The organism is Pseudonocardia sp. T1-2H (assembly GCF_038039215.1).
Taxonomy (GTDB): domain Bacteria; phylum Actinomycetota; class Actinomycetes; order Mycobacteriales; family Pseudonocardiaceae; genus Pseudonocardia.
Window position 1 is genome coordinate 4,429,362 of the sequence record NZ_JBBPCL010000001.1, and the last position, 24,066, is coordinate 4,453,427.

A 24,066-nucleotide genomic window follows, 5' to 3' on the forward strand; every position below is an offset into this window, starting at 1 on the left:
GGAAGGAGTCGCTCCGCGAGCTGATGGAGTCCGACTGGGCCGACATCAGGGACCAGAGCTCGTGGTCGGACGACCGGTTCACCCCGCAGGTCTACCAGCAGGTCATGTCCGGCAAGCCCCGCGCCGCCGGCGCCCTTGCCGCCCTGGAGTACTTCGCGGTCCCCGACGCCGAGGACCGGGTCGAGGCCTACGGCGCGTACAAGCAGGACATGGTCGTCAAGCTCATCGAGGCGGGCGAGTTCGAGGCCTACCCGGACGCGCTGCGTTTCGTCCTCGCCGTGAAGGGCGCAGGCATTCCGATCGCCGCCGCGTCATCGTCGAAGAACGCGGGGCTGTTCCTGCGCCAGATCCGGCTCGACACCTTCGCTGAGCAGAACGGCCTGTCCTACGACTTCCTGAGCCCGGGACTGAACCTGCTCGACTCGTTCGACGTCGACATCTCCGGACGTGACTTCGCCCAGGGCAAGCCGCACCCCGAGATCTTCCTGACCGGCGCGTCCGAGCTCGGCGTCCCGCCCGAAGACTGCTTCGTGGTCGAGGACGCGGCGAGCGGGGTCCAGGCCGCGAAGGCGGGTGGGATGGCGGCGATCGGCCTCGCCAGGGCCGACGACGAGAAGCTGCTCGCGGCCGAGCGGGCCGACCTCGTCGTCACGTCCCTCGACGAGGTCGACGTCACGGCGCTGGGCCGGCACGAGCTCGTCCGGCGGGCGTCGTGAGCAGCCCGGCCCAGCCGGCCTCGACGCCGGACACCGGCCCCCGGCCGGTGCGCGACACCACCGAGGGCGCGCTGGCCATCGGCGTCGACATCGGCGGCACGAAGATCCTCGCCGGGGTCGTCGACCGGGGTGGTCGCATCGTCGCCCAGACCCGCCGCGAGACGCCGGCCGACGACCCGTCGAAGACCCAGGACACCATCGCCGACGCGGTCCGCGAGCTGACCAGCTCCTACTCCGTGGTGGGAATCGGCCTGGGTGCCGCGGGCTTCGTCGACGAGCGGCGCTCGACGGTCATGTTCGCGCCGAACCTGGCCTGGCGCGACGAGCGCCTGCGCGAGTCGCTCGAGGAGCGGCTCGGGCTTCCGGTGGTCGTCGAGAACGACGCCAACGCCGCCGCGTGGGCGGAGGTCCGGTTCGGGGCCGCCCGCGGCGAGACCGATGTCGTGATCCTGACGATCGGCACGGGTATCGGTGGGGGCATCGTGCTCGACGGGGAGCTGTATCGGGGCCGCTACGGGGTGGCCGCCGAGGTCGGGCACCTCAACATCGTCCCCGACGGCCGGAGATGCGGATGCGGCCTGCAGGGCTGCTGGGAGCAGTACGGCAGCGGGCGCGCGCTCGTCCAGGAAGCGCAGGAGCAGGCCACGGTGTCCCCGTCGATGTCCCGTGAGCTGCTGCGGCTCGCGGGAGGCCGCGCGGAGCACATCACCGGCCACATGGTGACCGCGGCCGCCCGTTCCGGGGATGTCGCGGCGCTGCAGTGCTTCGACGAGCTGGGCAAGTGGCTCGGCAGGGGCATGGCCCAGCTGGCCGCGGTCCTCGACCCCGGGATGTTCGTCATCGCCGGTGGCGTCTCGGAGGCAGGCGAGATGTTGCGGGCGCCGGTGGAGGCCATCCTGCGCAAGAACCTCACCGGCCGCGGACACCGTCCCACCGCGCAGGTCCGCATCGCCGAACTGGGCAACGAGGCAGGACTGGTCGGCGCCGCCGACCTCGCCCAGCAGCACTGAGTAGCTGGCAGCAGAGGGGTCGCCGCCCACCCGGGCCCGGCAATGCGCGACCAGGCCCGGAACTCCCGGCTGACTGAAGTGTCTGGCGCGACCACCCATGGCGCCTCACCTACGCCGCGCTCGAAGAGCTCGGCCAGGCCGTGCGCACGATCTTCGCCTGCGACTACCTCGCGAACGCGCATCTGCGGCGCGAGGTCCACGGCGGGCTGCAGGTGGCGGAGAACTGGAACTCCGGCAACACCGTGATCTTCTACGCCGACGACGGCGACCTCACCGGCCCCGGCCGCGAACACGCCGAGATCTCGATGCTCGCCCTGCACCTGCTCCAATCGGCGTTGGTGCACGTCAACACCCTGCTCCTACGGCCGGTTCCGGCTCGACATGAACACCCGCCTCGACCTCACCGCTCCGTAAGGGATCGATGTGTGGCTCGGACCGTGCTGCGTCAGGAGGTTCTCGAAGAAGATGTGGCGACGATGTCGAGACCGGCCTGGCGGCTCCGTCCCAGGGCCAGATGCGGCCACCGTGGCCGCACCACATCAAGGAGACCCGGCATGACGAAGTACCTGCTTCTCAAGCACTACCGCGGCGCCCCCGAGGCCGTGAACCCCGTCCCGATGGACCAATGGACCCCGAAGGAGGTCGAAGACCACGTGCAGTACATGGCCGACTTCGCCGCCCGGCTCGAGAGCACCGGTGAGTACGTCGACAGCCAGGCGCTCTCGCCCGAGGGCACGTTCGTCCGGTACGACGGGGAGGGCCGGCCGCCGGTCACCGACGGCCCCTTCGCGGAGACCAAGGATCTCATCGCCGGCTGGATGGTGATCGACGTCGACACCTACGAGCGTGCGCTCGCGCTCGCCGGCGAGTTGTCGGCAGCCCCCGGAGCCGACGGCAAGCCGATCCACGAATGGCTCGAGCTGCGCCCGTTCCTGAGCGCACCGCCCACGGTCACCGAGTGACCGGACCGGCCAGGGAAGATCAGGTGATGGACGAACTGCTGCTGAGGGAGCTCACTCCCGCGGTGATCGGCGTCCTCGTGCATCGCGGAGTTGATTTCGCGACGGCCGAGGACGCCGTGCAGGAGGCACTCATCCAGGCCTCGCTGACCTGGCCGGACCGGCAGCCCGCCGACCCGAAGGGCTGGCTGGTCACGGTTGCCTGGCGCAAGTTCCTCGACGCCCGCCGCTCCGAGGTCTCGCGTCGCGACCGGGAGCAGCGGGTCGAGGTCGAACCGCCGCCCGGACCGACCGAGACCGCAGACGACACGTTGCAGCTCTTCTTCCTGTGCGCCCATCCGTCCCTGACCCCGGCGTCCGCAGTGGCCCTCACGCTGCGCGCCGTCGGTGGCTTGACCACCCGGCAGATCGCCCAGGCCTACCTCGTGCCGGAGGCGACGATGGCGCAGCGGATCAGCCGGGCCAAACGCACGGTCGGTGATGTGCGGTTCGAGAAGCCGGGCGATCTGGCGACGGTGCTACGGGTGCTCTACCTGGTCTTCAACGAGGGTTACACCGGCGACGTCGACCTTGCGGCCGAGGCCATCCGGCTCACCCGGCAGTTGGCGTCGATGACCGATGACGAGGAGACCGCGGGGCTGCTGGCGTTGATGCTGCTGCACCACGCTCGGCGACCGGCGCGGACCCGGCGCGACGGCAGCCTGGTCCCCCTGACCGAGCAGGACCGCTCCCGCTGGGACACCTCGATCATCGCCGAGGGCGTCGCCATCCTGCAGACCGCGCTGGGTCGCGACCGACTCGGTGAGTTCCAAGCACAGGCCGCTATCGCCGCCCTGCACGCCGACGCGCCGCGCGCCGAGGAGACCGACTGGGCGCAGATCGTCGGCTGGTACGACGAGCTGCTCCGACTCACCGAGAGCCCGGTCGTGCAGCTCAATCGGGCCGTCGCGATCGGCGAGGCCGATGGCCCCGTGGCCGGCCTCGCGGCCTTGGCCACGGTGGACCCTGGCCTGCCTCGCCACACCGCCGCCTCGGCGTACCTCCACGAGAAGGCGGGCGACCTTCGGACCGCGGCGCGGTTGTATGCCGACGCCGCCCGGTCCGCCCCCAACCTCGCCGAACGTCACCACCTCACCCGGCAGGCAGCGCGGATCAGTCAAGCGCTGCGTGGGTGAGCCTGTTGGTCAACCACTCCCGCAAGGCGAACCCCGGTCAGCCCGCGCTCCGCGCGGCGCCGCTCGGCCCGCTCGCCCACCGCGCGGAAACCGAACATCACCACGATGCCCGCGCCGAAACCGACGATCGCCACCATCGGCGACTGCTCGAGGACGCGGGGCAACAACTCGACCGCCACCGCCGCGAAGACGATGGACCCACCACCAGAGACGGCACCCTTGGCGGGTCGCTGCAGGAATGTTCAAGGTCCTGCTGCTGGCCACCAGCTCGGTGACCTTCCGGGTGCCCGGCGCGAGCGGATCGACACGCCACCGCCGGATTTCCGATCGGCCACCACTCGCCTGGGTACCCCAAGGACGTCGACCTGGGCAGGTCGACAACCGAACCGACCCGGAGAGGGAACCATGATCAGTGCACTACCCGTCCCCGCTCGTGACGTCGCACTGCTCATCGTGCGGATCGTGCTGGGCGTCATCCTCATCGCGCACGGTGCGCAGAAGTTCTTCTCCTACGGCATCGGCGGCACCGCGGCGTCGTTCGCCCCGATGGGGATTCGCTGCCGACCGTCTCGGCGGTGGTCGCGGCCGTGATCGAGCTGGTCGGCGGGGCGTTGCTAATCGTGGGCCTCGCGACGGCCGTGGCGGGCCTGCTCGTCGTCCTCGACATGCTCGGCGCGGCCCTGTTCGTGCACGCAACCCACGGCATCTTCGCGGCCGACGAGGGCTGGGAGCTCGTGGGCGCGATCGGCGCCGCGGCGTTGGCCCTGGCGGCCGTCGGCCCCGGCCGCTTCAGCATCGACCACGCCGTCGGGGCGCGCCGGCCCACAGCCGTGACCCGCTGACTCTCACCAGGTCGCCCCCGTTCGCGGCGGCTGACGGGTGGCGAAGGTTCATGGATACGGCCACGGGTTCTCCGACACCCGTCCAGGCCGACGGCTGCTGCCCTTCGGCCCGCCGCCGCAGGACAGGCTCTCCGCACGCTGCGCGCCGTGGGTTCATCACCGCGGCGGACCCGGACGGGAGCCCGCTCCGATCCCCCGCATCGTCCTGCGCCCACCGCGTCGACGATGCCGCTCGCTTCTACACCGTCGCCGTGGTGAGCTTGCTGGTGTCCTGCCTGCTAGGGACGCTCGACGACCAGCTTCGGCACCTGCCCACCCGGGCCGGCGTCCGCCGGACCCTCTGATCCGAGGAAGGACGATCCGACCATGAGGTCCGAACCGCGCACGGATCCGGATGCACCGGTCCTGGTGCTGGGCGCGACCGGAGGACAGGGCGGTGCGGTCCTTCGGGCCCTGCGGGAACGCGGCCGCAAGGTGCGCGCACTGGTGCGGGACCCGACGGCCCCTTCGGCACGCCGGCTCGCCGCGGAGGGCATCGGACTGGCCGCCGGCGAGTTCACCGACCGCGACGCGCTGGCCGCGGCGATGAACGGCGTCGTCGCGGCGTTCGCGCTGACCACCCCGTTCGAGTCCGGCGTGAACGCCGAACTGGTGCAGGGCCGGGCGATCCTCGGTGCCGCTGCCGACGCCGGCCTGCCGCACCTGGTGTTCGCGTCGGTGGCGGGGGCGACGTCGGGCTCCGGGGTGCCGCACTTCGAGAGCAAGGCCGTCGTCGAGCGCGAGCTCGCCGGCGGAGACCTGCCGTACACGGTCGTTGCGCCCACCTACTTCTACGACAACGCCCTCAGCGGCGAGCGGGAGATCCTGGACGGCGTCCTGGCCCTGCCCCTTCCACCCGACCACCCGCTGCAGCAGCTCGACCGGGACGACCTCGGCCGGTTCGTCGCCGAGGTCCTCGACGCACCGGCCCGGTACACCGCACAGCGGATCGAGCTGGCCGGTGACGATCCGACCCCGAAGCAGATGGCGTCCGCGCTCGCCGCCGCGTCGAACCGGCCCGTGCGGCACGAGGAGGTACCGATGGCCGCGGTCCGCCGGGGCAGCGCGGACATGGCCGCGATGTGGGAGTTCCTGCGCGGCGACGGCTACCAGGTCGACATCGCGGCCCTGCACCGCGATCACCCGGAGATCGGGTGGACCTCGTTCGCCAGCTGGGCCGATCGCACGTTCGCCGGAGGTGGCAACTGATGGTTCCCTCCCTGTCGGACGACCGGCGGCCCCGGGGCCGGCTGGGCGGAAGCTGTGGTGTCCGCAGGCGCCGGCCTCCCGACCAGGCATAGCGGTCGATGTCCCAGCCGGCTCGAGAGGCGCCGGCCCGGTAGGCGCCCTCGTAGAAGTCGAGCATCGCGGCCCGACGCTCCGGTGCGGCGCGGACGTCGGCGTAGGGCAGGACGGCGAGGTGGCTGCCGTCCCGCTCGAGCCAGTGGGCGCCGGCCGGCAGCGGTGCGTCGGCCACCCCCGCGGGCTCGGGTGCGGTGTAGGGGTAGAACGCCGACTCCGGGTAGGTCGGGTCGCCGAACCAGAACACGGAGCTGATCACCTCGCGCGAGTAGGCCTCGCGGGTCACATCCCGTTCAGGTTGGGGCGGGGTCGGGACAGGATGATCTGAGCGACCCCGACGATGAGGACGGCGATGGTCAGCAGCCGTTCAGCGGCGGGCAGTGGCCGGAAGTAGCCGTAGACCTGGGTGGCCACGGCGAACAGCTGGGCGCCGAGTGGCAGCACGATCGCGGGCCAACCGGTGATCTCCCGCGACGGACGGGGTAGCGACGGCAGCCGGGTGGCGCCGACCGCGAACGCGAGCGCGCCCGCGCTCCAGAGGAAGTCGTAGGGTCCGTTGTGGGCCACGACGTCGGCCGCGGTGAGGCTGTATGCGGTGTCGGCGACGGTCGGGCAGACCAGCCCCACGCCCACCCACGGCCAGCTACCCCCAGACGCCAGGACAGCAGCGGGAGGCTGCCGAGGAGCGCGCCGAGCAACAGCACGTCGCCGAGGGGGTAGGCGACGGTGACGATCTTTCCCAGCGGATCGATCGGAGCGTTCCCCAGCACCGGCTCGATGAGCAGCAGCACGCCTGGGGTCGCCACGACGAGGACCAGGACAAAGCCGTCGAGCCACCGGCTCCACGGGACGTCGAGCGCCCGGGCCCGGATCATGAGCACGAGGCCCGCCATGAACAGCGGATACGTGCTCAGATAGAGAGCGTCGGTGGGGTTCGGCGAGGGCACGTCGCCACCGCCGGAGTACAGCGCACTCCAGGTGATCTCGGCGAGGCCGAACAGCAGCATCGCCGCGGCGAAGCACCACCACGCCGCCCGGGACGGACCCGCACGCCGGCGACGCGCACCCCACGCGCAGATCGCGCTCGAGGCCAGGATCAGCCCTGCCTGGAGCCAGTCGTCGACGACCGGCAGATCCGAAGGGTGGTCGCCGCCGGAGAGCTGGTGGACGGCCTCCACGACCAGCCCGATCAGCAGCACCACGGCAAGGGCCCACCGCGGACCCGTCCCGCCGCTTCGCTCGCGGAGCCGCACGAGCCAGCGTGGGTGCGACACAGCTCCGCCTCCGATACCTGAGGGGTCCGGCTCTCCCCCGACCCAGGACCTTCCACGCCAAGTGCAGTGCGGTTGACGGTGGCAGTCGTGTCGATCACGGTGGATGAGCCGGCCAAGCAACTCTACGTCGACCCGGGCGACGTCCGCGTCATTCCCGCCACACTCACGGACGAACCGATGTGGGCCGAGCGGGCTCCCGCAGCCCGTCGAGCCCGGCCCGCGACCGCATGATGCCTTTCTGATGCTCTTCCGACCCCGAACATGACGAAGGCCCTGGTCTCAGATCCGCGGTTAAGACGTCATTTCAGAAGTCGGGCCCGCTTCTGGTGGCTCCGGTGGGGCTGACAGCATCGAAGGATGCCCGCGCCTCGCGTGACTGCGAAGACGAAGATCTTCGAGTTCGAGATCGTGTTGGAGGAGGTCCAGCCGCCGGTCCGGCGCCGCGTGCAGGTCCCGGGCGAGGTGAACCTGGCCGTGCTGCATGAGGTGGTGCAGTCGGCGATGGGCTGGACCAACTCGCATCTGCACGAGTTCGAGATCGGCGGGCGCCGCTACGGGGTCCCGGACCCGGACTGGGACGGCCAGCAGGTCACCGACGAGGCCAAGGGCAAGCTGTTCCGCCTGGTCAAGCCCGGTGACCGGTTCGGCTACCTGTACGACTTCGGCGACAACTGGACCCACCAGCTCACCGTGGAGAAGATCGTCTCGCCGGAGCCGGGTGTGCGCTATCCGCGGTGTGTGTCCGGGCAGGGGGCCTGCCTGCCGGAGGACGTCGGGGGCCCCTGGGGCTACGAGGAGTTCCGGGCCGTGCTGGCCGACCCGTCGCATCCCGAGCATGACGAGCGCCTCGAGTGGGCCGGCGGACAGTTCGACCCGCACCGCTTCGACCTCGACGAGGCCGATCGGGCCCTGGAGTGGCTGGCCTGGCGGCCGCTCACCTCCCTGTCATAGAGCGCGGCGAAAGCGGCGCCGGAAGCGCCGTCACGACGGTCGCGGGCGGTGCTGGGCGAGGCGGCGGCGACAGATCAGGGCGCCGGCCAGCGACAGCAACGCCGTGATGGTGGACTCGCAGCGGTCGTAGCGCAGCGCCAGGCGCCGGAAATCCAGCAGCCAGGACATCGTGCGCTCGACGACCCAGCGGACCCGCCCAAGGCGAGTGGAATCCTCGATCCCGCGCCGCCCGATCCGCACCCCGATCCCGCGACGGGCCAGGTAGCGCCGACAACGGGGGTAGTCATAGCCCTTGTCGGCATGCAGCTTGCCCGGCCGCCGACGGGGACGACCCGGCCATCCTGCGCGTTCGCGGACGCCCGGGTTGGTGTCCAACAACTTCGCGAGCATGCGGCTGTCGTGGGTGTTCGCGCCGCTGACCAGGGCGTGCAGCGGCAGCCCGTTGCGGTCGCACAGCACGTGGTACTTGCTGCCGGCCTTCCCGCGATCGGTCAGCGACGGCCCGGTGGCCTCACCGCGCCGCTTGGCCCGCACGCTCACGCTGTCCACCGCAGCCCGGGACCAGTCCAGCAGATTCTGCTGGGCGAGCCGGTCGAGAACGACCCGGTGCAGCCGCTGCCACACCCCGGCGTCCTGCTACTCGCGCAGCCGCCGCCAACAGGTCACCCCGGAGCCACACCCGAGCTCCTGGGGCAGGTCGTTCCAGCTGATCCCGGTCCTGAGCACGAACACGATCCCAGCCAGCGCAGCACGGTCCGGCACCCGCGGCCGCCCGGTCCGTCCTCGCTCCGCCGGCCGAGGCTTCCGGATCAGCGGTTCCACCAGCTCCCACAGCTCGTCGCTGACCAACCGCTCGACACAAGATCGTCTCGCCATCGACAGCGATGATCAGCAACGGGCGCGGATCCACACAGGACCGACACGCCGACTTCTGAAATGACGTCTAAACCAGACTGGCCCCTGCCCACCCGCGGCGGCGGGGTCGGCGATCGCCTCCAGGTCGCCATGCGGTCGCGGGGCCCTTGGAGGGCCGGCCGCCTCGCGCCTCCCAGTTGGCCTCGCCCGCGCCTGCCGCCGGCCTGGCTGGGGCCCTCGGTCCCCGCCCGGCCACGCCGGCATCGCCACCCCGGTTCTCGACGAGCCCCATGACGTCGACGACGAGCCCGAGGCCGCCGCGGAGCCCGAGCCCGGGGCCGGGGCCGGGGCCGGGGCCGGGGCCGCAGGTCAACCCAACGACGACGGGCCTGGCACGGAAGCCCCCTCCAAACGGGCGTATCTGCAGCTCGCGACGGGTAAGCCTATTCCCAATTTCCAAATCTATGGGCCATCCGGGGGCAAGTGTGTGGGCCATGCGCGCGGACCGCGTCACGACGGAGGGTGGAATTAACTAGGCGAATCGCTACAGGCGTATCCGTGATTTCGACGATGCAGCGCTGGCGGGCGCCCCGTTTGACTGCATGACGTCGGGTCGAGTTACCGGTAGGCTACTTGCCCGGGGCGATCCGGACGGGAGACGCGATGCCAACGACCGATCACGACTGGATCAAACCCGCGGCGATGGCCATTCCTAAGGAGGGCTACTTCGAGCTTGAGCGGGGCAGGTACGGCCCGATCTACCCCAGGACACCGGCGTGTTACGGGTTCTCGATCATCGCGAAGGTCAAACCGGGCCGCGAAGAAGCCGTTCGGGCGCACGGAAAGGAGATCGAGGCCACGATAGCCGCTAGCCCCAATGCGCTGGCCCCGCTGCGGCTGCATTATCTGCGTTGGCTGCTGTTTGATGTGGGCTTCGGACTGCATTTCCAATATCAAGGCATCTTCGACACCGATTTCGACAAGTACACCGAGGATGCAGTGGAGCTGTTCAGCCAAACCGGCATCACCACTGTATTCACGAACCTCGAAGGGTTTCCCGAGGACTGGAAAACAAACCCCGAGGCATTCGTCATGTTCGTTCGTGAACATCATTTTCCGAGCTTCCTGGAGTACGGAGAATACCCCTACGTCACCTCGGATGAGATCAAGAAAGCGCTGCGGCTGAAGGCGGCGTTCTCGGACATGCTCGATCAGATGCAGTGACCGCACCAGGGCGTGCGCCATGCTTGAGCTCGATGACATCCAGCACATCCTCCTGACCCGGACGCCCGCGATGACAGGGCGCTATGAGTTTCTGTCGTTCGATGACCCCGCCGGCGGCCGGGCCTGGCTGGCGGAGTTGCTCGACCGGGTGCAGTCCGCCGCCGCCGTGCGAGCCACGATGGACAGCTCTCAACGCTGGATCACGTTGGCGTTCACCTGGAACGGTCTGCGGGCGCTCGGGGTGCCCGAGGAATCACTGGCGAGCTTCCCGGAGGAGTTCCGGGAGGGCATGGCCGCTCGCGCCGACATCCTTGGCGACACCGGCGCGAACCACCCCGACAACTGGGTGGGTGGTCTTGCGAGCGAACACCTACACGCGATCGCTATTTTGTTCGCACGCACCGATGCCGAGCACCTGCGGTGCACAGGAGAACACGACAAGCTGGTCGCGCGGTGCGCTGGCGTGCGGGTGCTGTCTTTTCTGGATCTCAACGCCACGCCCCCGTTCAATTACGCCCATGACCACTTTGGGTTCCGTGACCGGTTGTCGCAGCCGGTGATGGAGGGATCGGGCGAGGAGCCGACGCCGGGATCGGGTGCACCGCTGAAGCCGGGCGAGTTCATCCTCGGCTACCCCGACGAGAAGGGGCCGCCCACCGGCCCGCCTCAGCCGGATGTGTTGTCCCGCAATGGCAGCTACCTAGCCTACCGGCGGCTACAAGAACACGTCTCGTTGTTCCGCGACTACCTGCGCGAGTATGCCGACTCACCGGAAGAACAAGAACTGCTCGCCGCTAAGTTCATGGGCCGCTGGCGCAGCGGCGCGCCGTTGGTGCTGGCACCTGCACACGACGATCCAGAGCTCGGCGCGGATCCCATACGCAACAACGACTTCAACTACAGAGAGATGGATCCGCACGGCTATGCGGTGCCGTTGGGTGCGCACACGCGTCGCCTCAACCCACGCGACACCGCAGTGAACATGAATCGCCGCAGGATGATTCGCCGTGGCGCCACCTATGGACCGGCCTTGGCGGAAGGTGCACCCGATGATGGGGCGGACCGTGGCATTGCCGCATTCATCATCTGCGCCAGCCTGGTTCGCCAGTTCGAGTTCGCGCAGAACGTGTGGATCAATGACCCAACATTCCACGAACTCGGCAATGAGCGCGATCCCATCATCGGCACCCAGGACGGCACACTGGAGTTCACAATCCCGAATAGGCCCATCCGCAAAGTCCACAAAGGGCTGCCAGCCTTCACCACCCTGAAGGGCGGAGCGTACTTCTTCCTGCCCGGGCTCAAGGCGCTGCGATACCTAACGACGCTCAACGGTTAAGAGGAATCACGATGAGTACGCTTCCCGCTGCACGTACCTATAACCAGAACCAGGTTCCCCGCAAGCACACACCGGGGCAGCGGCGCATCAGCATCTACTGGACCTGGAGTTATCCCTGGGAAGCCCAACGCGATCCCGCCGAAATGTACAACCGCTTCTCTACGATGACCGAAGTTCGCAACGTCTTGTGGCCCAGCTACGAGACCCCTGAGTACGATGCGGCGCACTTCCTGCAGGGCATCGCCGGAACACTGGAGCTGTTCCACCGCTCGACGTTGGCTTTCCAAGAGCTGGCCGGTGAAGCTACCGGCCACCCGGTCGCTGTGTTCCAGCGCATCGACCAGGCGGGCTACAAGCTGCCGATCGACGAGCGGGTCCTCGCCGATACCGACACTCTCATGGTCTTCGGGCTTGACCACATCCTCTCCGAGCAAGAAGCCGCACCCGAGGAGGTCAGCGCGATCCGTGAATGGTTGCAGAAGGAAGGCACGTGCCTCCTGCTGGCTCCGCATCACGATGTCGGCTTCACCGACGATTTCACCCAGCGTCAGGTTGAATACCAACACCACGGCGACGCACTGGTTCCGCGCCAACAACGTTTCGGCCAGTACACCCGCTCGCTGATGGAAGCGCTCGACGTGCCGGTTCACAACAAGTGGGGGCTACGTCCCGCTGTCGTCGAGGGCACCAACGAGATCGCACCGCTGACCGCGTTTCGTGATCTGGACCCAGCGAGGCTGCTCGGCAACGTCACCACGTTTAACTTCCATCCTCATCTGCCGCACTACGAACTCACCGCGCCGCAAAGTGACTCGGTGCGGGTACTGGGCCGCCAACGCATCGACCCCAACCGGCCCCACCCCTTCACCGAAGCAGGCAATACCGAATTCAACGCCCTTATCTGGATGCCGCCGGAAGGACAACGTGCAGGCGACATCGTCCTGGTCGACTCCACCAACTTCACCACGCTCTTCGGCGGCACCGACAGCCTCAGGAACCTTTGGCGCAACCTCGCCACCATGAAATAGCAGGCGCCATGATCAGCATCGAGCACTGCTCCATACCGGGCCGACACGCCTACTTCTGAAACGACGTCTAAGCGGCTGACCAGGGCCTTCGGCAAGTGGGCGATACTGGGATCGAACCAGTGACCTCTTCGGTGTGAACGCGGATGCGGTGGGATCTCGGCGCCCGGCTGGTGCCGTCCTGTGCCGTCTGATCTGGGGCTTCGTGCCGTCGAGTACCGACAGCTACCGGACGCTGACGGTGGCCTCGCTCCGGAAATGCTCCGCTGCGGACAGGGTGTGCTGGCCGACGCCTCAGCTCGCGCAACCATGTGCCCAACGTCGCTACAGCATGAGTAGCAGGACGATAGCCGTCGCGAAGCCGGCCACTGCCCAGCCGATCAGGAGGACCTCGGTCCGGGCATCGGACACGATGTTCTTTCCCGCTATGACACGGATCGCTCTGGTCCGCCGCCCGCGCCTGTGACCGAGCCCCAGGACGAGTACCGCCAGCAGCGCCGCCGTGGCGGCCAGGAGGGTACGTGCGGCTGCGGGTGGTCCAGTCTGCCGGAACAGCAGGATCGCGCTGCTGGCAAGGAGCCCGATTGCGCTGCGCTCCCACGACAGCTCGGTTCGTTCCGCTTGCAGTCCGGGCTTGTCCTGGGGTTGACGAGGCACGTCACGGCCCCCTACGGCCCCGGGACGAGGAACACGACGAGCACCAGGACCGCCACGGCCAGGAGGGTGATGCCGAGCAGTACCGGAACCCGGGTTGGTGGCAGCTCGGCATCTCGGCGCATCGCGGTTTGTACTCGTTGCCAGCGCCGGACGGCCAGCGCCGCCAGAACACCACCCCCAGCAGCGAGTAGCACGCCGAGGGCGTGCCGCCCTCCTGGAATTCCGAACTCCGGAACGAGCTGGACGACGGCGACGCCGCCGGCGATCAGCGCGAGCGCGGTCCGGATCCAGGCGAGGAAGGTCCGCTCGTTGGCGAGCGTGAAGCGGTAGTCCGGCTCCTGCTCGTCGCCGGCCACCTCGTGTTGTCGTTCCTGATCGGCCGGGTTCATCAGCTCACAGAGTCCTCAGCGCGCTGGACGGCGCCGATCGATTGGTTGCGGCGTCCTCGTGCGACGGTTCGGCTCCGCAGAGCACGCATTGGAGATTCGACGCACACGGGGTGGGCCAGCACCGAAGTTTGGAGGTAGCCCAGCTCATTCCACGACGTGGAGTCTGGTTGGGTGTTGCCCTGGTCATCGGTGGCGCGTACCCGCAGCGTGTGTTCGCCGGGTGCCGGAGTCCAACTGAACTGCCAGCGCACCCACACCCCCGGCGTTACCGGCGAAGTGATCAACGCGTCCTGCCAAGGACCGTCATCGATGCGGTACTGGACCCTCTCGACCCGGTTCTCACCGGCGAACGCTCGTCCTCGGATCATCTGCGGTTCCGGCCGTAGCCGCGCCGGCCAGGGCAACTCCACCAGACTCGACACCGGGAGCGCGGTGATCGCCGGGCCACGTGCGGGCTCAGCCGCGGGGAAGTCCGGGCCGATCAGCACGTAGTCCTCGGTGTTCCAGGGCACGTACAGGGGATGGTCGGAGACCTGGATCCGGCCCAGCCATTTGATGCTGGCCGCACCGAGCCACCCGGACACCACCAGGCGAGCCGGGAACCCGTGATCAGCCGGGAGCACCTCGCCGTTCATGGCCAACGCGACCAGGGTGTCGTCAGCACACGCCTTGGCCAGCGGCACCGGCAGGCGAGCACGGATCTCGTCGAGTGATTCCGACATGACCTCGCACGCGCCGGGGGTGATCCCGGCCGGTTCCAGCAGGTCGCGCAGCCGGACGCCGGTCCACTCGGCGGTGCCGATCGCACCGCGCCCCCATTGAGTGCCCTCGAACGTGCGCCCGACTTCCTCACCGAACAACACACGGCGATTACCCGCACACTCAATCGTGCGATTCACGGAAACCAGCGGAAAGCGATTCCACAGATCGTCGTAGGTGTAGGCGATCGGTTCGTGTACCCCATTGCCCTCGACCTGAAGTGTCCACGTCGCCGCATCCAAGTGCGGAGTGGGCGCGTGGCTGCGGAGGTAGAAGCGATCGGTCGGGGTGAGATAGCCCGGCATGCGGTCTGGTCGGGTCCCGTAGTCCAGGCCCGTACCCGCGTCCTCCATCAGCTCCTCGGGAGTGGCTTTGACGACTTTGGGGTCGGCTGAGGAGGCACCTGCCGCCGTAGTTCGGGCGCTCATCGAATACATCTCCTCCCCACTCGCTGCGCAACCTTCGTGGTCTCTCGGGGTGACGGGGGTGCGACGACATCCATGACTGCGATAGTCGACTCTTGCGGGGGACATATCGTCACGGTCACCGCCCATCTGCGCTCCCGGTCAGCCGGACTCTGGACATACCCGCCAGCTGCAAATGCCTCGGGCCGGCTACCCAGCTGCTGCCATACCTCGGTGCGCAGAGGCAACCGACGACCGAGCCACCTGCGCGGGGAACCTCATCCTGAACGCGAACCTGCGGTGGCCCGATCAGCCCCCATGACCGCCTCTTCTCCGAGCACGCGGCGCAATGGGTGGCCACCTGGAACACCGAGACCACGACCGCGGCCCTGGACAGCTCGATCATGCGCACCCATGTGCTCTCGCAATGGGCCCGGTGCAGCTCGGCAAGATCGACCACGTGCACCCCACCGTCACGCCCGGGTCCAGGACTGGTGCGCCGGCAACGGGGTCGAGTTGGTGTTCCTGCCGACCCACGGCTCGTGGCTGAACCGGATCGAGGCCGAGTTCGCCGCACTGCGCTACTTCGCGCTCAACGGCACCGACCACCGCTCCCACGCCGAGCAGAACACCGCCATCGCCGGCTACGTGCGCTGGCGCAACGCCCGAGCTCAACCGAAGGTCCACTTCGCGGTCGGGTCACCGATCCGGACCTGGACCGATTACCCGGTCAAGGCTGCGTGACGAGCCACTAGGAACCGATAGGAACCATCACGGGCGCTCTCCTGCTCTATCGGGGACGCGTCCGGACCCCCTCCCGATGCCCGTCCAGCGCCCCGGCCCGCGGTGCGCGGATCCCGGGTCGGCAGGCGCATGGCGGCACTACTTGCCGCCGCCCACCCGGGAGGAAGGTGGCGTGGGTCGGCCGCGCCGCACCGCGGGTTCGGCGGGGACCGAACGCCCGGGCCTCGGGCCCGGCGCATCGCGGCGCTGCGTGCGGGGACGGCGATCCGCGCGGCTCCCCCGGCGCTCGCTCGGCTCGCTGTCCTCGCCCGCGGCGTCCTGCTCTGGCCCGTCCTCGTCGGCGCCGGCTCCTCTCGGCTCGGGCGGTGCCGTGCGGGATCGGCGGGCGAGGCGCCGCAGCGCCTCGAGCAGTTTCAGGGCCAGCCGCTGCAGGAACTGCAACAGCGCAACGGCGCGGGCGACGACGAGGCTGAACGCGGCGTCCATCCGCACGCGTACCGCCCTCCCGGTCTTCCGGACGTCCCCGGCGTCCTTCCGGTCCGACCGCAGCGGGGCGGGCCTGCCGGTCAGCGCCTCCCGCAGGCCGGTGCCCCCGCTCTCCGCGACGCGGTCGAGCCGGTCGGCGACACGGTCGACCCGCGAGACGGCCATGTCGACCACGGCCCCGAGCACCACACTGCCGGCTTCGCTCATCACCTTGCGGGCGGCCCCGCCCGCAACGCGACGACCGAACTCTCGGCCGGCCTGCTGGGCACCGCCGGCGGCGCGTGCTGCTGTGTGCGTCACGGTGTTGGTCATCAGGTCACGTCCCTTCTCGCGGCGCAGCGTTTCCATGATCATCGGTGCAGCCACCCCGGGTGGCGGGTGGAGCCATCAGCGGGGCCATCAACGGATCCGGTCCCGACCGGAGCCGGTCAGGCTCGACAGGTCCAGCGCGCCGTCGACCCAGCGGCCCACGAGCAGGCCGACAGCGCCGAGCACGAGCACGATGAGGAGGGCGACCAGCCCGCCGAACGCGCCGGCGAAACCGAGCGCCAGCCCAGCGAGCAAACCGATCAGGGTGCCGTTCATGGGTCAGAACTCCTTGGGCTCCTTCGTTCTGGCAGTGATGCCGGTGATGTCGGGCTGCGGGTGCGACGATGGTTCACCGGGAACCGCGAGGTCTTCGATGGCCACGGCGACCCGCAGCTCGCCCGCAAACGGCGCGACCGCCCGCCGGACCTGGCCGGCGACCTGCTCCATGACGGCGGGGTAGCAGGCGACGACGTGGATGGCCACCTCGTCGACGGTGATGCGGATGCCCGTGATCCGCCGCCCGGGCAGATAGGTGACCGCCTGGCCATCCCGGCCGCCGTGCAAACCGGCGACCAGCGGACAGGCCAGCACCGCGGCCACGATCGGGTCCACCCGCCGGTCGATCTCGCGCCCGATCGGCGCGGCGGCCGTGGTGCCCGGGTTGGTGGGATCGGCGGTCACGGATGCGGAGTCATTCGACGCGGGCCGGTTGCCGGGCCTGCTCCTCGCCGGTGTTCTCGCCGGGCAGCTGCAGGTCGACCACGCTGATGTTGACCTCGACGACCTCGAGACCGGTCATCTGCTCGATGGAGCCGATCACGTTGCGCCGGATCGCGCGGGCCAGCTCGACGATCGCCACCCCGTATTCCACGACGATGATCAGGTCGATCGCGGCCTGGCGTTCGCCCACCTCGACCGCCACTCCCTGGCTGCCGCTGGCCCGCGCGCCCGGGATGCGCTCGCGGACAGCGCCCATCGCTCGCGCCGCGCCGCTACCGAAGCCGGCGACCCCGTTCACCTGCCGCGTGGCCAACCCGGCGATCTTGGACACCACGGTGTCGGCGATCGTGGTCTTACCCTGGCTGGTTTCCAGATCGCCGCCGCGACCCCGAGCCGCGACCGTCGCGCGGGTCGACGCAGGTGCCTCGTTACGCGGGGTCTCCGGGCTGCTCGAGGCCGCGGCTCCGCTCGCGGCCGAGATTCCACTCGGTACAGTCATCATCAGCCATCGATCTCCCTCAGCTACCGGGAGGTGGTGCCCGAGGGATTGGCGACTTCCCGGAGCGGCGTGCGCGTCGCGGTGCGCCACTACCTGCTATATACCCGGCGCCCCCTCCCCGCGGATGATCGAATTCGTCCTACGAATGTGATATGTATCACATTCGTAGGGTAGGCCCCTGCAACCGGGAGGCGGCTCAGGTGAAAACGTCGTCGACGACGGACGACGACCAGCCGGCGCGGCGTCGGCCGCGACGCCGACTACCTCACCACCCACCTGCTGCTTCGGGTCGCCGGCCGCACCCGGTGCTACGCAGGCGCACCTGACGCCTGTCGACTGAGCCACCGATGGGCGAGGACTCCTGGCGCCGGTCGGGAAGGTGGGGCGGGTCAGCAACGACAGCAGCGGTTTCGCCGAGCGGCTGGCCTGGATCACCGACCACGCACCAGGCCCGCGGGTGGTGGTGTCGATCGAAGGTTCCCGCAGCGTTGGCGTCGGCGTGGCCCGCGCGGTCACCGCGGCCGGGCTGGTGGTGGTTCACGCTGGACGAGCAGGCCCAGCAGTCGCTGACCGGCGTCCTTCAGCGCGTCCGTGGGTAGGCCGTCCGCGCGGCCGGGCTTCCCCGTCGTCTCAGCCATTGCTGTCAGCAGGCCGGCCGCTCCTGCGACCGGCCGCGACCTTGCCTGCCGTATTTGCGACGGGGGCGGCCCTCCGCTTGGGGGTCGCCGTCGCGGCGCCCGCGCCCACAGGCGCGGCCCTTCCGAGCGAGGGCGAGCAGGAGGCGGCTCTGATGCCTCGGCTGTCTTCTCGTCCTCGGCAATGTCGTCGGGCTCGGCGCCCTCGTCCTCGGCGTACTCGTCCGTCTCGGGCTCCTCCTCGGCCTTTGCTGGCGGCACGGGTTGCCGGCTACACCCACGTGCAGCTCGACGGCACGCTGATCCGTACCGACCGCTACAAGGCGGTCGGCCCGACGGCGGAGGTCGACCTGTGGTGGTGCTCACGGCCGGGCCGCACCTCGGCCAGCGACGGAGGGGCCACCGGCCGCGTCCCGACGGCGGGGTCGCCCAGCCACCGACCCCTTCGACGCGGCCTGCACCGGCGGCCGACGGCTGGAACCTGGTGAGTGCGGACTGGCCCATCCGACCCGGGCTCTGCGCACCTGTCTCCGATCGGCAGTCCTACCCCACCCCAGCGATGTTTTCCCGCGATGGCCCCTGTGCTCGGGGTCACACCGGTACTAGCGTCGGCCGTTACCACCCAATCTGCACCAGAAGGGGGCTGCCATGCAGGTCGACGAACTTCTGAAGCCGTTCCCGATCAAGGAGTTCCACCCGTTCCCGCGGGCGATGATGGGGCCTGGGGCGCACGAGATGATCGGCCCGGAGGCCCTCAAGCTGGGCTTCAAGAAGACGCTCGTGATGACCTCGGGCCTGCGCGGCACCGACATCGTCCACAAGATCGTCGAGTCGATGAAGTACCACGGCCTCGAGGTCGTGGTCTACGACAAGGTCGAGTCCAACCCCAAGGACTACAACGTCATGGACGCTGTGGGCCTCTACCAGCAGAACAAGTGCGATTCGTTCGTCTCGATCGGCGGCGGTTCCTCGCACGACGCCTGCAAGGGCGCGCGCGTCTCGGTGGCCCACGACGGCCGCAACGTCAACGAGTTCGAAGGCTTCAACAAGTCCGAGAACCCGCAGAACCCGCCCCACATCGCGGTCTCCACCACGGCCGGCACCGGCTCGGAGACCTCGTGGGCCTACGTCATCACCGACACCACGACGGACCCGGACAACCCGCACAAGTACGTGGCGTTCGACGACGCGTGCGTGACCTCGCTGGCGATCGACGACCCGGTGCTCTACTACGACTGCCCGATCGACTACACCGCGCAGTGCGGCTTCGACGTGCTCGCGCACGCCTCCGAGCCCTACGTCTCCCGGCTGAACTTCCCGCCGTCGCTCGGCAACGCGCTCTACGCGATCAAGCTGACCAACCAGAACCTGCGTGCCGCGGTGTGGAACGGGCAGGACCTGCCCGGTCGCGAGGGCATGATGTACGCGCAGTACATCGCCGCCCAGGCGTTCAACTCCGGCGGCCTGGGGATCATCCACTCGATCTCGCACGCCATGTCCGCGTTCTACGACACCCACCACGGCCTGAACAACGCCGTCGCGCTCCCGCGCGTCTGGGCGTTCAACATGCCGGTGGCCTACGAGCGGTTCGCCGACATCGCCGAGATGATGGACATCGACACCCACGGCATGACCAAGGTGCAGGCCGCCGAGGCCGCGCTGGCGGCATCGATCCGGCTGTTGCGCGATGTGGGCATCCCGGAGCGCTTCGTCGATGTCACGAAGGACAGCTACTCGAAGAACCGGCTCGGCCAGGGCCCGACCAAGTTCTACGAGAATCGGGGCACCATCTCCGGTGACGCCACCGAAGTGGACCGCCTCACCAACCACGTCCTCGGTGACGCGTGCACCCCGGGCAACCCCAAGGAGTGCACGTTCGAGACGGTCCGCCCGGTGGTCGAGCACTGCATGAACGGCGACCTGGACGAACTCCTTCGCTGATCCGCCCCCAGCGAGGAGTGCGCGTCGCACCGCTGGTCACTCGCCTTCCGAGCGCTTCCTCGCCGCGCGCCCGCTGCTCGAGGCGATCCGCTACGAGCAGCCCGTCGTGCTGCTCATCGACGAGGTCGACCGCGCCGCGAGGCGCTGGAGGCGGTGCTGCTGGATTGGAGACCCGGGCGACCGGGAACGGGCGGCGAGGGACCGGGCGGCCGGCACGGCGAGGGCAGCTACGGCGACTCGGTGCGATCGGCCCGACCGGCCGAGGAGAACACCGCACCGGAGTCGCGCAAGGTCACCTCGAGCCAGGGCAGCCGGTCGTTCGGCCTGGGCCGCAAGCGCGCTCTGTGAGAGCGGCAGGGTAGGGAGGCGAGAGGCGTGGAAGCGAGCATCCACCGCTTCGTCCGACTGCTCCGGCGGCGGGGCGTGCGCATCTCGGTGTCCGAGACCCTGGATGCCATGGCGTGCGCAGGACAACCCGGAATCCTCGCCGAGCGGGAGGTGCTGCGGGAGGCACTGCGCGCCGCGGTGATCAAGGGCAGGCGCGACGACCCACCCCGGAGCCGCGGTACTCGTGGGCGCTCGGGCGCTGCGACCTGCCGGCCTACGCCGAGTCCTGCGACCGTGTGCGGGTGGTCCGCGACCTCACCGGCCTGGAGGCCACCGCCCACGAGATGGCCGACGAGCTGATCGGGCGCTGAGCACCATCCGGCCGACGGTCCGCCCTACGTGGTCGTGCTGGTTCGGACCGACCCAGCACGCGGACCGGTCGCGCGGCGGAGCCCTTCAACCCGGCGGCAGGCGCCATTACCCTCATCCTGCTTGGGAACGAGAGGTGGCAGCCGCCGATGATCTCGCTGGACAGGCTGGACAACGACCTCGCAGGCTGGCTGGCCCGCACCCTGATCGCGCCGGGGTTGCTGACCCCGGCGGCGTTCGAGGCCGCTTTCGTGGCAGTGGTGACGGCGGCGGCGGACGACCCGGACGACGCGTGGCTCGCCTTCTACCGCAACACCCTGGCCGCGCTGACCGGCCGCGCGGTCCCTGGTGGAACCAACGCCGAGCTGGCGCCGGTGTACGCGCGGGCGGCGGAGCTCGTCGTGGGCACCGACGTCGTGGAGCTCGGGTGCTGCTTCGGCTTCTTCGCGCTGCGCCTGGCCGGCGCCGGGCGCCGGGTCACCGCGATGGACATCTCGGCCGGCACCGTGGCGCTGCTGGCCCGGATCGCGCCCCGGCTGGGTCTGCACCTCGACGCGGTGGCCGGCGACGCCCGTGCCGCGCCGTTTGCGTCCGGATCGGCCGACACCGTGCTCGCCCTGCACCTGCTGGAGCACCTGCCCGAGGCCGCCGGCGACGCGGTGCTGGCCGAGATGCTGCGACTGGCCCGGCACCGGGCGGTCGTCGCCGTGCCCTACGAGGCGACGCCGAACCCGACCTGGGGTCACGTCCGCTGTTTCGACCACGCCGCGCTGCAGTCCCTCGGGGCGCGCACCGGCCGGCCGTTTCAGGTCACCGACCATCACGGCGGGTGGCTGGTCGTCGAGCCCTGACGGCAGTACTGGTACTTCGTGCGCTGGGAGCAAGCCAAGGCGACCGAGAAGATCCTGCCTGTCGTGCGTGCGCAGCTTCGGTTGCAGCAGGGTCGTAACGCCGAGCCCAGTGCCGGGCTGATCGGCTCCCAGAGCGTCAAGGGTGCCGACACCGTCGGGCGCGACACCCGCGGCTACGACGCCGGGAAGAAGATCAACGGCCGGACCGCGACGGCGCGAAGCCGGTGCTGCTGGACACCCACCTGCGCACCCGGGCGCGGTTCGTGTTCGCCGACGGCGGGTTCGCCGGCCGGCTCCTGGACTGGGCCACACAGGTTCTGCGCACCACGGTCCAGGTCGTGCGTAAGCCCGCGGACCAGCGCGAATTGGCTGTCCTCCCACGCCGGTGGGCGGTCGAACGCACGCTGGCGTGGCTCACTGCGCACCGCCGTGATCCGCTGGGCCGCGATCAACACCATGACCCGACGACTCGCCCACGGCGCCCCGGCAACCCGTCGACAACGGCGCACGTTCCAGCCCGTCAGATGATCTTCTCAAACACGCTTTGAGATCCGAGCACAAATGCGATTTCACGATACTCATTCGCACTCTCGGATGCTCATGGTTTCCGAGGGACCGTCGTTGGACACCTTCACGCAAGGGAGCTGGACTCGTATGCGAATTGTTGTGGTTGGCCCACCGGGAGCGGGCAAGGGGACCCAGGCGGAGCGGTCAGCCGCCCAGGTGAATGTCCTGCACGTTTCCACCGGCGAGCTGTTCCGCGACAGTCTGCAGAACAATACGCCGCTCGGTGTCGAGGCGAAACGCTATATCGATGCCGGCGATCTTGCTCCAGACGAAGTGACGTCGACATGGTGCGCGACCGGCTCGGCGAGACCGATAGCGCGGAGGGGTTCGTCCTCGACGGCTTTCCACGCACGGTGGCGCAGGCAGAGTCGCTGGCCGGATTGCTCGGCAAGCACGACACCGAACTCGATGCGGTCATCGAGTTCACTGCGCCCGACGACGTGGTTGTGCAGCGACTGATCGGCCGTGGGAGATACGACGACACCGAGGAGGTTATCCGCCGACGCCAGCAGGTCTACCGGGACGACACTGCGCCCTACTCGGCTTCTACCGCGACCGGCCGATCAGCGTCGACGCGGTCGGCACCGTCGAGGAGATCATCGACCGGCTATTCGACAAACTGCCAGACGAGCGGGCCGAGCAGGAGCAAGCATCTGAGGAGGCGATCACCCGCTTCGAAGTGGTGATTGCGACCGGACCGGCGCCGGTCGGCATCGATGCGTTATGGCGGATCAGCTGCCCGCTTTCTGGCGGAACGATTCGACTATTGCCTCATACGACGGCTGCTCGGCGACCGCATGCACATCCCAGCTGAGGAGGTCCATGTACGGCTGGAGCATGTCTGTCAGCTCGCGAGGATCGTCCGTCTCGATCAACATGAATCCTGCTCCACCACCGGCCAAGTCGTACCAGCCGCGAATCCGATCTGGCTGGTTCGTGCCGGCGCTGTCCTGTTCGAGGATCCGGCGGCGCAATGCTTCGACCGTGGTGTGCGCATGCCACTTGAATTTGCAGTACCACAGCATGTCTTTCGCCTCCTAATTTTGATCAATCCAATTGTTCACTGGGCCCGTGAGCGCGTCAAGCCAGCGTGAGTGTGAGGCGTCGTCGGGCGAGCGCGTGGAAGCCCGGTTCTCGACGAGGAGACTCGAACGTGTGGGTGCCCGAAACTCGGCACATGTCATGCGACGTGCTGGTATTCGTGAAGGAGTCCGCCGAGCCGGTCGTGTCGTCGGACGTGGGTGGTGTCGGTGTGGGTCTGGCGATGTTCGGGGGACTGAGTGGGAATCGGGGGGCGCCGTCAGGGCGACAGCGCCACCCGCAGACGCGTGCCGGGCGGCTCGTCCATCTACGGTGCTGCTCCAGGAGATGAGGTCGTTGCCCTCACGGGTATGGCACCTCGGTGTTCGATGACGCCGGACTCGACTTGTCGAAGCTGGGCGCCTGACGGTGGATACCCCACAGCTCGCCGGTGATCTCCCGGTGCTGGGCGATCTCCAGGGTCAGGGTGCGAGCGAGCTCGCCGAAGGAGACGTCGAGCGTCAGGGCGTTGTACAGCTCCGGGACGGAGTTGCGTGGGAGCTCGACGTCGACGACCGGGCCGGCGACCTGAGCGACCCGGCCGGCCCTGGTCTGGGTACCAGCGGTGGCGGTCATCAGGTCTCGCTTCCTGCGCTCGAGCCCTGGTGCGCGCTGGAG

Annotated in this window: 27 protein-coding genes and 7 pseudogenes; 20 read left to right on the plus strand and 14 right to left on the minus strand. The window is 69.1% G+C overall.

Going from position 1 to position 24,066, the window contains the following annotated elements; genetic code table 11:
* The first annotated feature begins 23 nt into the window (after positions 1-23).
* The 5 genes and pseudogenes from WBK50_RS21835 (at position 24) to WBK50_RS21855 (ending at position 3,860) form a co-directional block, all read left to right on the plus strand.
* Complete coding sequence (locus WBK50_RS21835; RefSeq protein ID WP_341337390.1) at positions 24-716, plus strand: HAD family hydrolase; 693 nt, start codon at positions 24-26, stop codon at positions 714-716.
* Positions 713-1,726: an ROK family glucokinase gene (locus tag WBK50_RS21840; RefSeq protein WP_341337391.1), complete on the plus strand. Its 1,014-nt coding sequence runs from the start codon at positions 713-715 to the stop codon at positions 1,724-1,726. Before WBK50_RS21835 ends, WBK50_RS21840 begins: the two co-directional genes overlap by 4 nt.
* Positions 1,727-1,845: 119 nt before the next feature.
* Positions 1,846-2,094: pseudogene (locus WBK50_RS21845) on the plus strand (Tn3 family transposase); the annotation flags it as partial.
* A gap of 186 nt (positions 2,095-2,280) precedes the next feature.
* On the plus strand, positions 2,281-2,688 hold the full coding sequence (locus tag WBK50_RS21850; RefSeq protein ID WP_341339473.1) for a YciI family protein: 408 nt from the start codon (positions 2,281-2,283) through the stop codon (positions 2,686-2,688).
* A gap of 26 nt (positions 2,689-2,714) precedes the next feature.
* Entirely contained in the window at positions 2,715-3,860 is a 1,146-nt protein-coding gene (locus tag WBK50_RS21855; protein ID WP_341337392.1) for an RNA polymerase sigma factor, read from the plus strand.
* Here the strand turns inward: WBK50_RS21855 and WBK50_RS21860 are convergent.
* A complete protein-coding gene (locus WBK50_RS21860; protein ID WP_341337393.1) occupies positions 3,842-4,039 on the minus strand; it encodes a hypothetical protein in 198 nt (65 codons plus the stop codon). The genes WBK50_RS21855 and WBK50_RS21860 overlap by 19 nt on opposite strands.
* Positions 4,040-4,265: 226 nt before the next feature.
* Here WBK50_RS21860 and WBK50_RS21865 point away from each other — a divergent pair, with 226 nt between their 5' ends.
* The 3 genes from WBK50_RS21865 to WBK50_RS21875 all read left to right on the plus strand — a co-directional run bounded on the left by WBK50_RS21865 (position 4,266) and on the right by WBK50_RS21875 (position 5,950).
* Positions 4,266-4,451 carry a DoxX family protein gene (locus tag WBK50_RS21865; protein WP_341337394.1) on the plus strand — a complete coding sequence of 62 codons (186 nt, stop codon included), beginning with the start codon at positions 4,266-4,268 and terminating at the stop codon, positions 4,449-4,451.
* On the plus strand, positions 4,436-4,702 hold the full coding sequence (locus WBK50_RS21870) for a DoxX family protein (protein WP_341337395.1): 267 nt from the start codon (positions 4,436-4,438) through the stop codon (positions 4,700-4,702). The genes WBK50_RS21865 and WBK50_RS21870 overlap by 16 nt, the downstream gene beginning before the upstream one ends.
* 366 nt (positions 4,703-5,068) lie before the next feature.
* Entirely contained in the window at positions 5,069-5,950 is an 882-nt protein-coding gene (locus WBK50_RS21875) for an NmrA/HSCARG family protein (protein WP_341337396.1), read from the plus strand.
* Positions 5,951-6,101: 151 nt separating this feature from the next.
* Here the strand turns inward: WBK50_RS21875 and WBK50_RS21880 are convergent.
* Both WBK50_RS21880 and WBK50_RS21885 read right to left on the minus strand, forming a co-directional pair.
* A pseudogene (locus tag WBK50_RS21880) lies at positions 6,102-6,329 on the minus strand (DUF5996 family protein); the annotation flags it as partial.
* Entirely contained in the window at positions 6,326-6,676 is a 351-nt protein-coding gene (locus WBK50_RS21885; protein ID WP_341337397.1) for a hypothetical protein, read from the minus strand. The pseudogene WBK50_RS21880 and the gene WBK50_RS21885, both read right to left, overlap by 4 nt.
* A gap of 1,013 nt (positions 6,677-7,689) precedes the next feature.
* Here WBK50_RS21885 and WBK50_RS21890 point away from each other — a divergent pair.
* Entirely contained in the window at positions 7,690-8,268 is a 579-nt protein-coding gene (locus WBK50_RS21890; protein ID WP_341337398.1) for a plasmid pRiA4b ORF-3 family protein, read from the plus strand.
* Positions 8,269-8,298: 30 nt separating this feature from the next.
* On the opposite strand, the pseudogene WBK50_RS21895 reads toward WBK50_RS21890, so the two are convergent.
* Positions 8,299-9,144: pseudogene (locus WBK50_RS21895) on the minus strand (IS5 family transposase).
* Between the two features lie 642 nt (positions 9,145-9,786).
* Between WBK50_RS21895 and WBK50_RS21900 the strand changes: the two are divergent.
* The 3 genes from WBK50_RS21900 to WBK50_RS21910 are packed head-to-tail and all read left to right on the plus strand — an operon-like array spanning position 9,787 to position 12,714.
* Complete coding sequence (locus tag WBK50_RS21900; RefSeq protein WP_341337399.1) at positions 9,787-10,347, plus strand: hypothetical protein; 561 nt, start codon at positions 9,787-9,789, stop codon at positions 10,345-10,347.
* Between the two features lie 19 nt (positions 10,348-10,366).
* Positions 10,367-11,686: a Dyp-type peroxidase gene (locus WBK50_RS21905; protein WP_341337400.1), complete on the plus strand. Its 1,320-nt coding sequence runs from the start codon at positions 10,367-10,369 to the stop codon at positions 11,684-11,686.
* Between the two features lie 11 nt (positions 11,687-11,697).
* Complete coding sequence (locus WBK50_RS21910) at positions 11,698-12,714, plus strand: hypothetical protein (RefSeq protein ID WP_341337401.1); 1,017 nt, start codon at positions 11,698-11,700, stop codon at positions 12,712-12,714.
* A gap of 321 nt (positions 12,715-13,035) precedes the next feature.
* Here WBK50_RS21910 and WBK50_RS35290 read toward each other — a convergent pair whose 3' ends face one another.
* Genes WBK50_RS35290 through WBK50_RS21920 form a run of 3 tightly spaced genes read right to left on the minus strand, consistent with a single transcriptional unit; the run spans position 13,036 to position 14,953 of the window.
* The gene (locus WBK50_RS35290; RefSeq protein WP_445942292.1) at positions 13,036-13,368 is read right to left on the minus strand and encodes a DUF202 domain-containing protein; all 333 of its coding nucleotides are present in this window, start codon (positions 13,366-13,368) and stop codon (positions 13,036-13,038) included.
* 11 nt (positions 13,369-13,379) lie between these two features.
* Complete coding sequence (locus WBK50_RS21915; RefSeq protein ID WP_341337402.1) at positions 13,380-13,757, minus strand: YidH family protein; 378 nt, start codon at positions 13,755-13,757, stop codon at positions 13,380-13,382.
* Positions 13,757-14,953 carry a sulfite oxidase gene (locus tag WBK50_RS21920; RefSeq protein ID WP_341337403.1) on the minus strand — a complete coding sequence of 399 codons (1,197 nt, stop codon included), beginning with the start codon at positions 14,951-14,953 and terminating at the stop codon, positions 13,757-13,759. Before WBK50_RS21920 ends, WBK50_RS21915 begins: the two co-directional genes overlap by 1 nt.
* Before the next feature lie 486 nt (positions 14,954-15,439).
* Here WBK50_RS21920 and WBK50_RS21925 point away from each other — a divergent pair, with 486 nt between their 5' ends.
* Positions 15,440-15,664: a hypothetical protein gene (locus tag WBK50_RS21925; protein WP_341337404.1), complete on the plus strand. Its 225-nt coding sequence runs from the start codon at positions 15,440-15,442 to the stop codon at positions 15,662-15,664.
* A gap of 138 nt (positions 15,665-15,802) precedes the next feature.
* Here the strand turns inward: WBK50_RS21925 and WBK50_RS21930 are convergent, their stop codons facing one another.
* The 5 genes from WBK50_RS21930 to WBK50_RS21950 all read right to left on the minus strand — a co-directional run bounded on the left by WBK50_RS21930 (position 15,803) and on the right by WBK50_RS21950 (position 18,316).
* Positions 15,803-16,504 carry a hypothetical protein gene (locus tag WBK50_RS21930; protein ID WP_341337405.1) on the minus strand — a complete coding sequence of 234 codons (702 nt, stop codon included), beginning with the start codon at positions 16,502-16,504 and terminating at the stop codon, positions 15,803-15,805.
* Positions 16,505-16,549: 45 nt separating this feature from the next.
* Positions 16,550-16,735, minus strand: a complete 186-nt coding sequence (locus WBK50_RS21935) for a hypothetical protein (RefSeq protein WP_341337406.1) — start codon at positions 16,733-16,735, stop codon at positions 16,550-16,552.
* Between the two features lie 3 nt (positions 16,736-16,738).
* Positions 16,739-17,140: a hypothetical protein gene (locus WBK50_RS21940; protein ID WP_341337407.1), complete on the minus strand. Its 402-nt coding sequence runs from the start codon at positions 17,138-17,140 to the stop codon at positions 16,739-16,741.
* 10 nt (positions 17,141-17,150) lie between these two features.
* Positions 17,151-17,678, minus strand: a complete 528-nt coding sequence (locus WBK50_RS21945; protein WP_445942385.1) for an Asp23/Gls24 family envelope stress response protein — start codon at positions 17,676-17,678, stop codon at positions 17,151-17,153.
* Between the two features lie 512 nt (positions 17,679-18,190).
* On the minus strand, positions 18,191-18,316 hold the full coding sequence (locus tag WBK50_RS21950; RefSeq protein WP_341337409.1) for a hypothetical protein: 126 nt from the start codon (positions 18,314-18,316) through the stop codon (positions 18,191-18,193).
* Positions 18,317-18,561: 245 nt separating this feature from the next.
* Here WBK50_RS21950 and WBK50_RS21955 point away from each other — a divergent pair.
* The 7 genes and pseudogenes from WBK50_RS21955 to WBK50_RS21980 form a co-directional block, all read left to right on the plus strand.
* Positions 18,562-18,681: pseudogene (locus tag WBK50_RS21955) on the plus strand (IS5/IS1182 family transposase); the annotation flags it as partial.
* A gap of 280 nt (positions 18,682-18,961) precedes the next feature.
* The gene (gene mdo / locus WBK50_RS21960; RefSeq protein ID WP_341337410.1) at positions 18,962-20,254 is read left to right on the plus strand and encodes an NDMA-dependent methanol dehydrogenase; all 1,293 of its coding nucleotides are present in this window, start codon (positions 18,962-18,964) and stop codon (positions 20,252-20,254) included.
* Positions 20,255-20,300: 46 nt separating this feature from the next.
* Positions 20,301-20,419, plus strand: a pseudogene (locus WBK50_RS35295) (AAA family ATPase); the annotation flags it as partial.
* 296 nt (positions 20,420-20,715) lie between these two features.
* On the plus strand, positions 20,716-20,952 hold the full coding sequence (locus WBK50_RS21965) for a hypothetical protein (protein ID WP_341337411.1): 237 nt from the start codon (positions 20,716-20,718) through the stop codon (positions 20,950-20,952).
* A gap of 147 nt (positions 20,953-21,099) precedes the next feature.
* On the plus strand, positions 21,100-21,801 hold the full coding sequence (gene mftM / locus WBK50_RS21970; protein WP_341337412.1) for a mycofactocin oligosaccharide methyltransferase MftM: 702 nt from the start codon (positions 21,100-21,102) through the stop codon (positions 21,799-21,801).
* Positions 21,802-22,010: 209 nt separating this feature from the next.
* Positions 22,011-22,349, plus strand: a pseudogene (locus WBK50_RS21975) (transposase); the annotation flags it as partial.
* A 106-nt stretch (positions 22,350-22,455) separates the two neighbouring features.
* Positions 22,456-22,996 (plus strand): annotated as a pseudogene (locus tag WBK50_RS21980) (adenylate kinase); the annotation flags it as partial.
* Positions 22,997-23,099: 103 nt separating this feature from the next.
* Here WBK50_RS21980 and WBK50_RS21985 read toward each other — a convergent pair.
* The gene (locus WBK50_RS21985) at positions 23,100-23,393 is read right to left on the minus strand and encodes a DUF3303 domain-containing protein (RefSeq protein ID WP_341337413.1); all 294 of its coding nucleotides are present in this window, start codon (positions 23,391-23,393) and stop codon (positions 23,100-23,102) included.
* A 358-nt stretch (positions 23,394-23,751) separates the two neighbouring features.
* Complete coding sequence (locus tag WBK50_RS21990) at positions 23,752-24,024, minus strand: hypothetical protein (protein ID WP_341337414.1); 273 nt, start codon at positions 24,022-24,024, stop codon at positions 23,752-23,754.
* Positions 24,025-24,066: the final 42 nt, after the last annotated feature.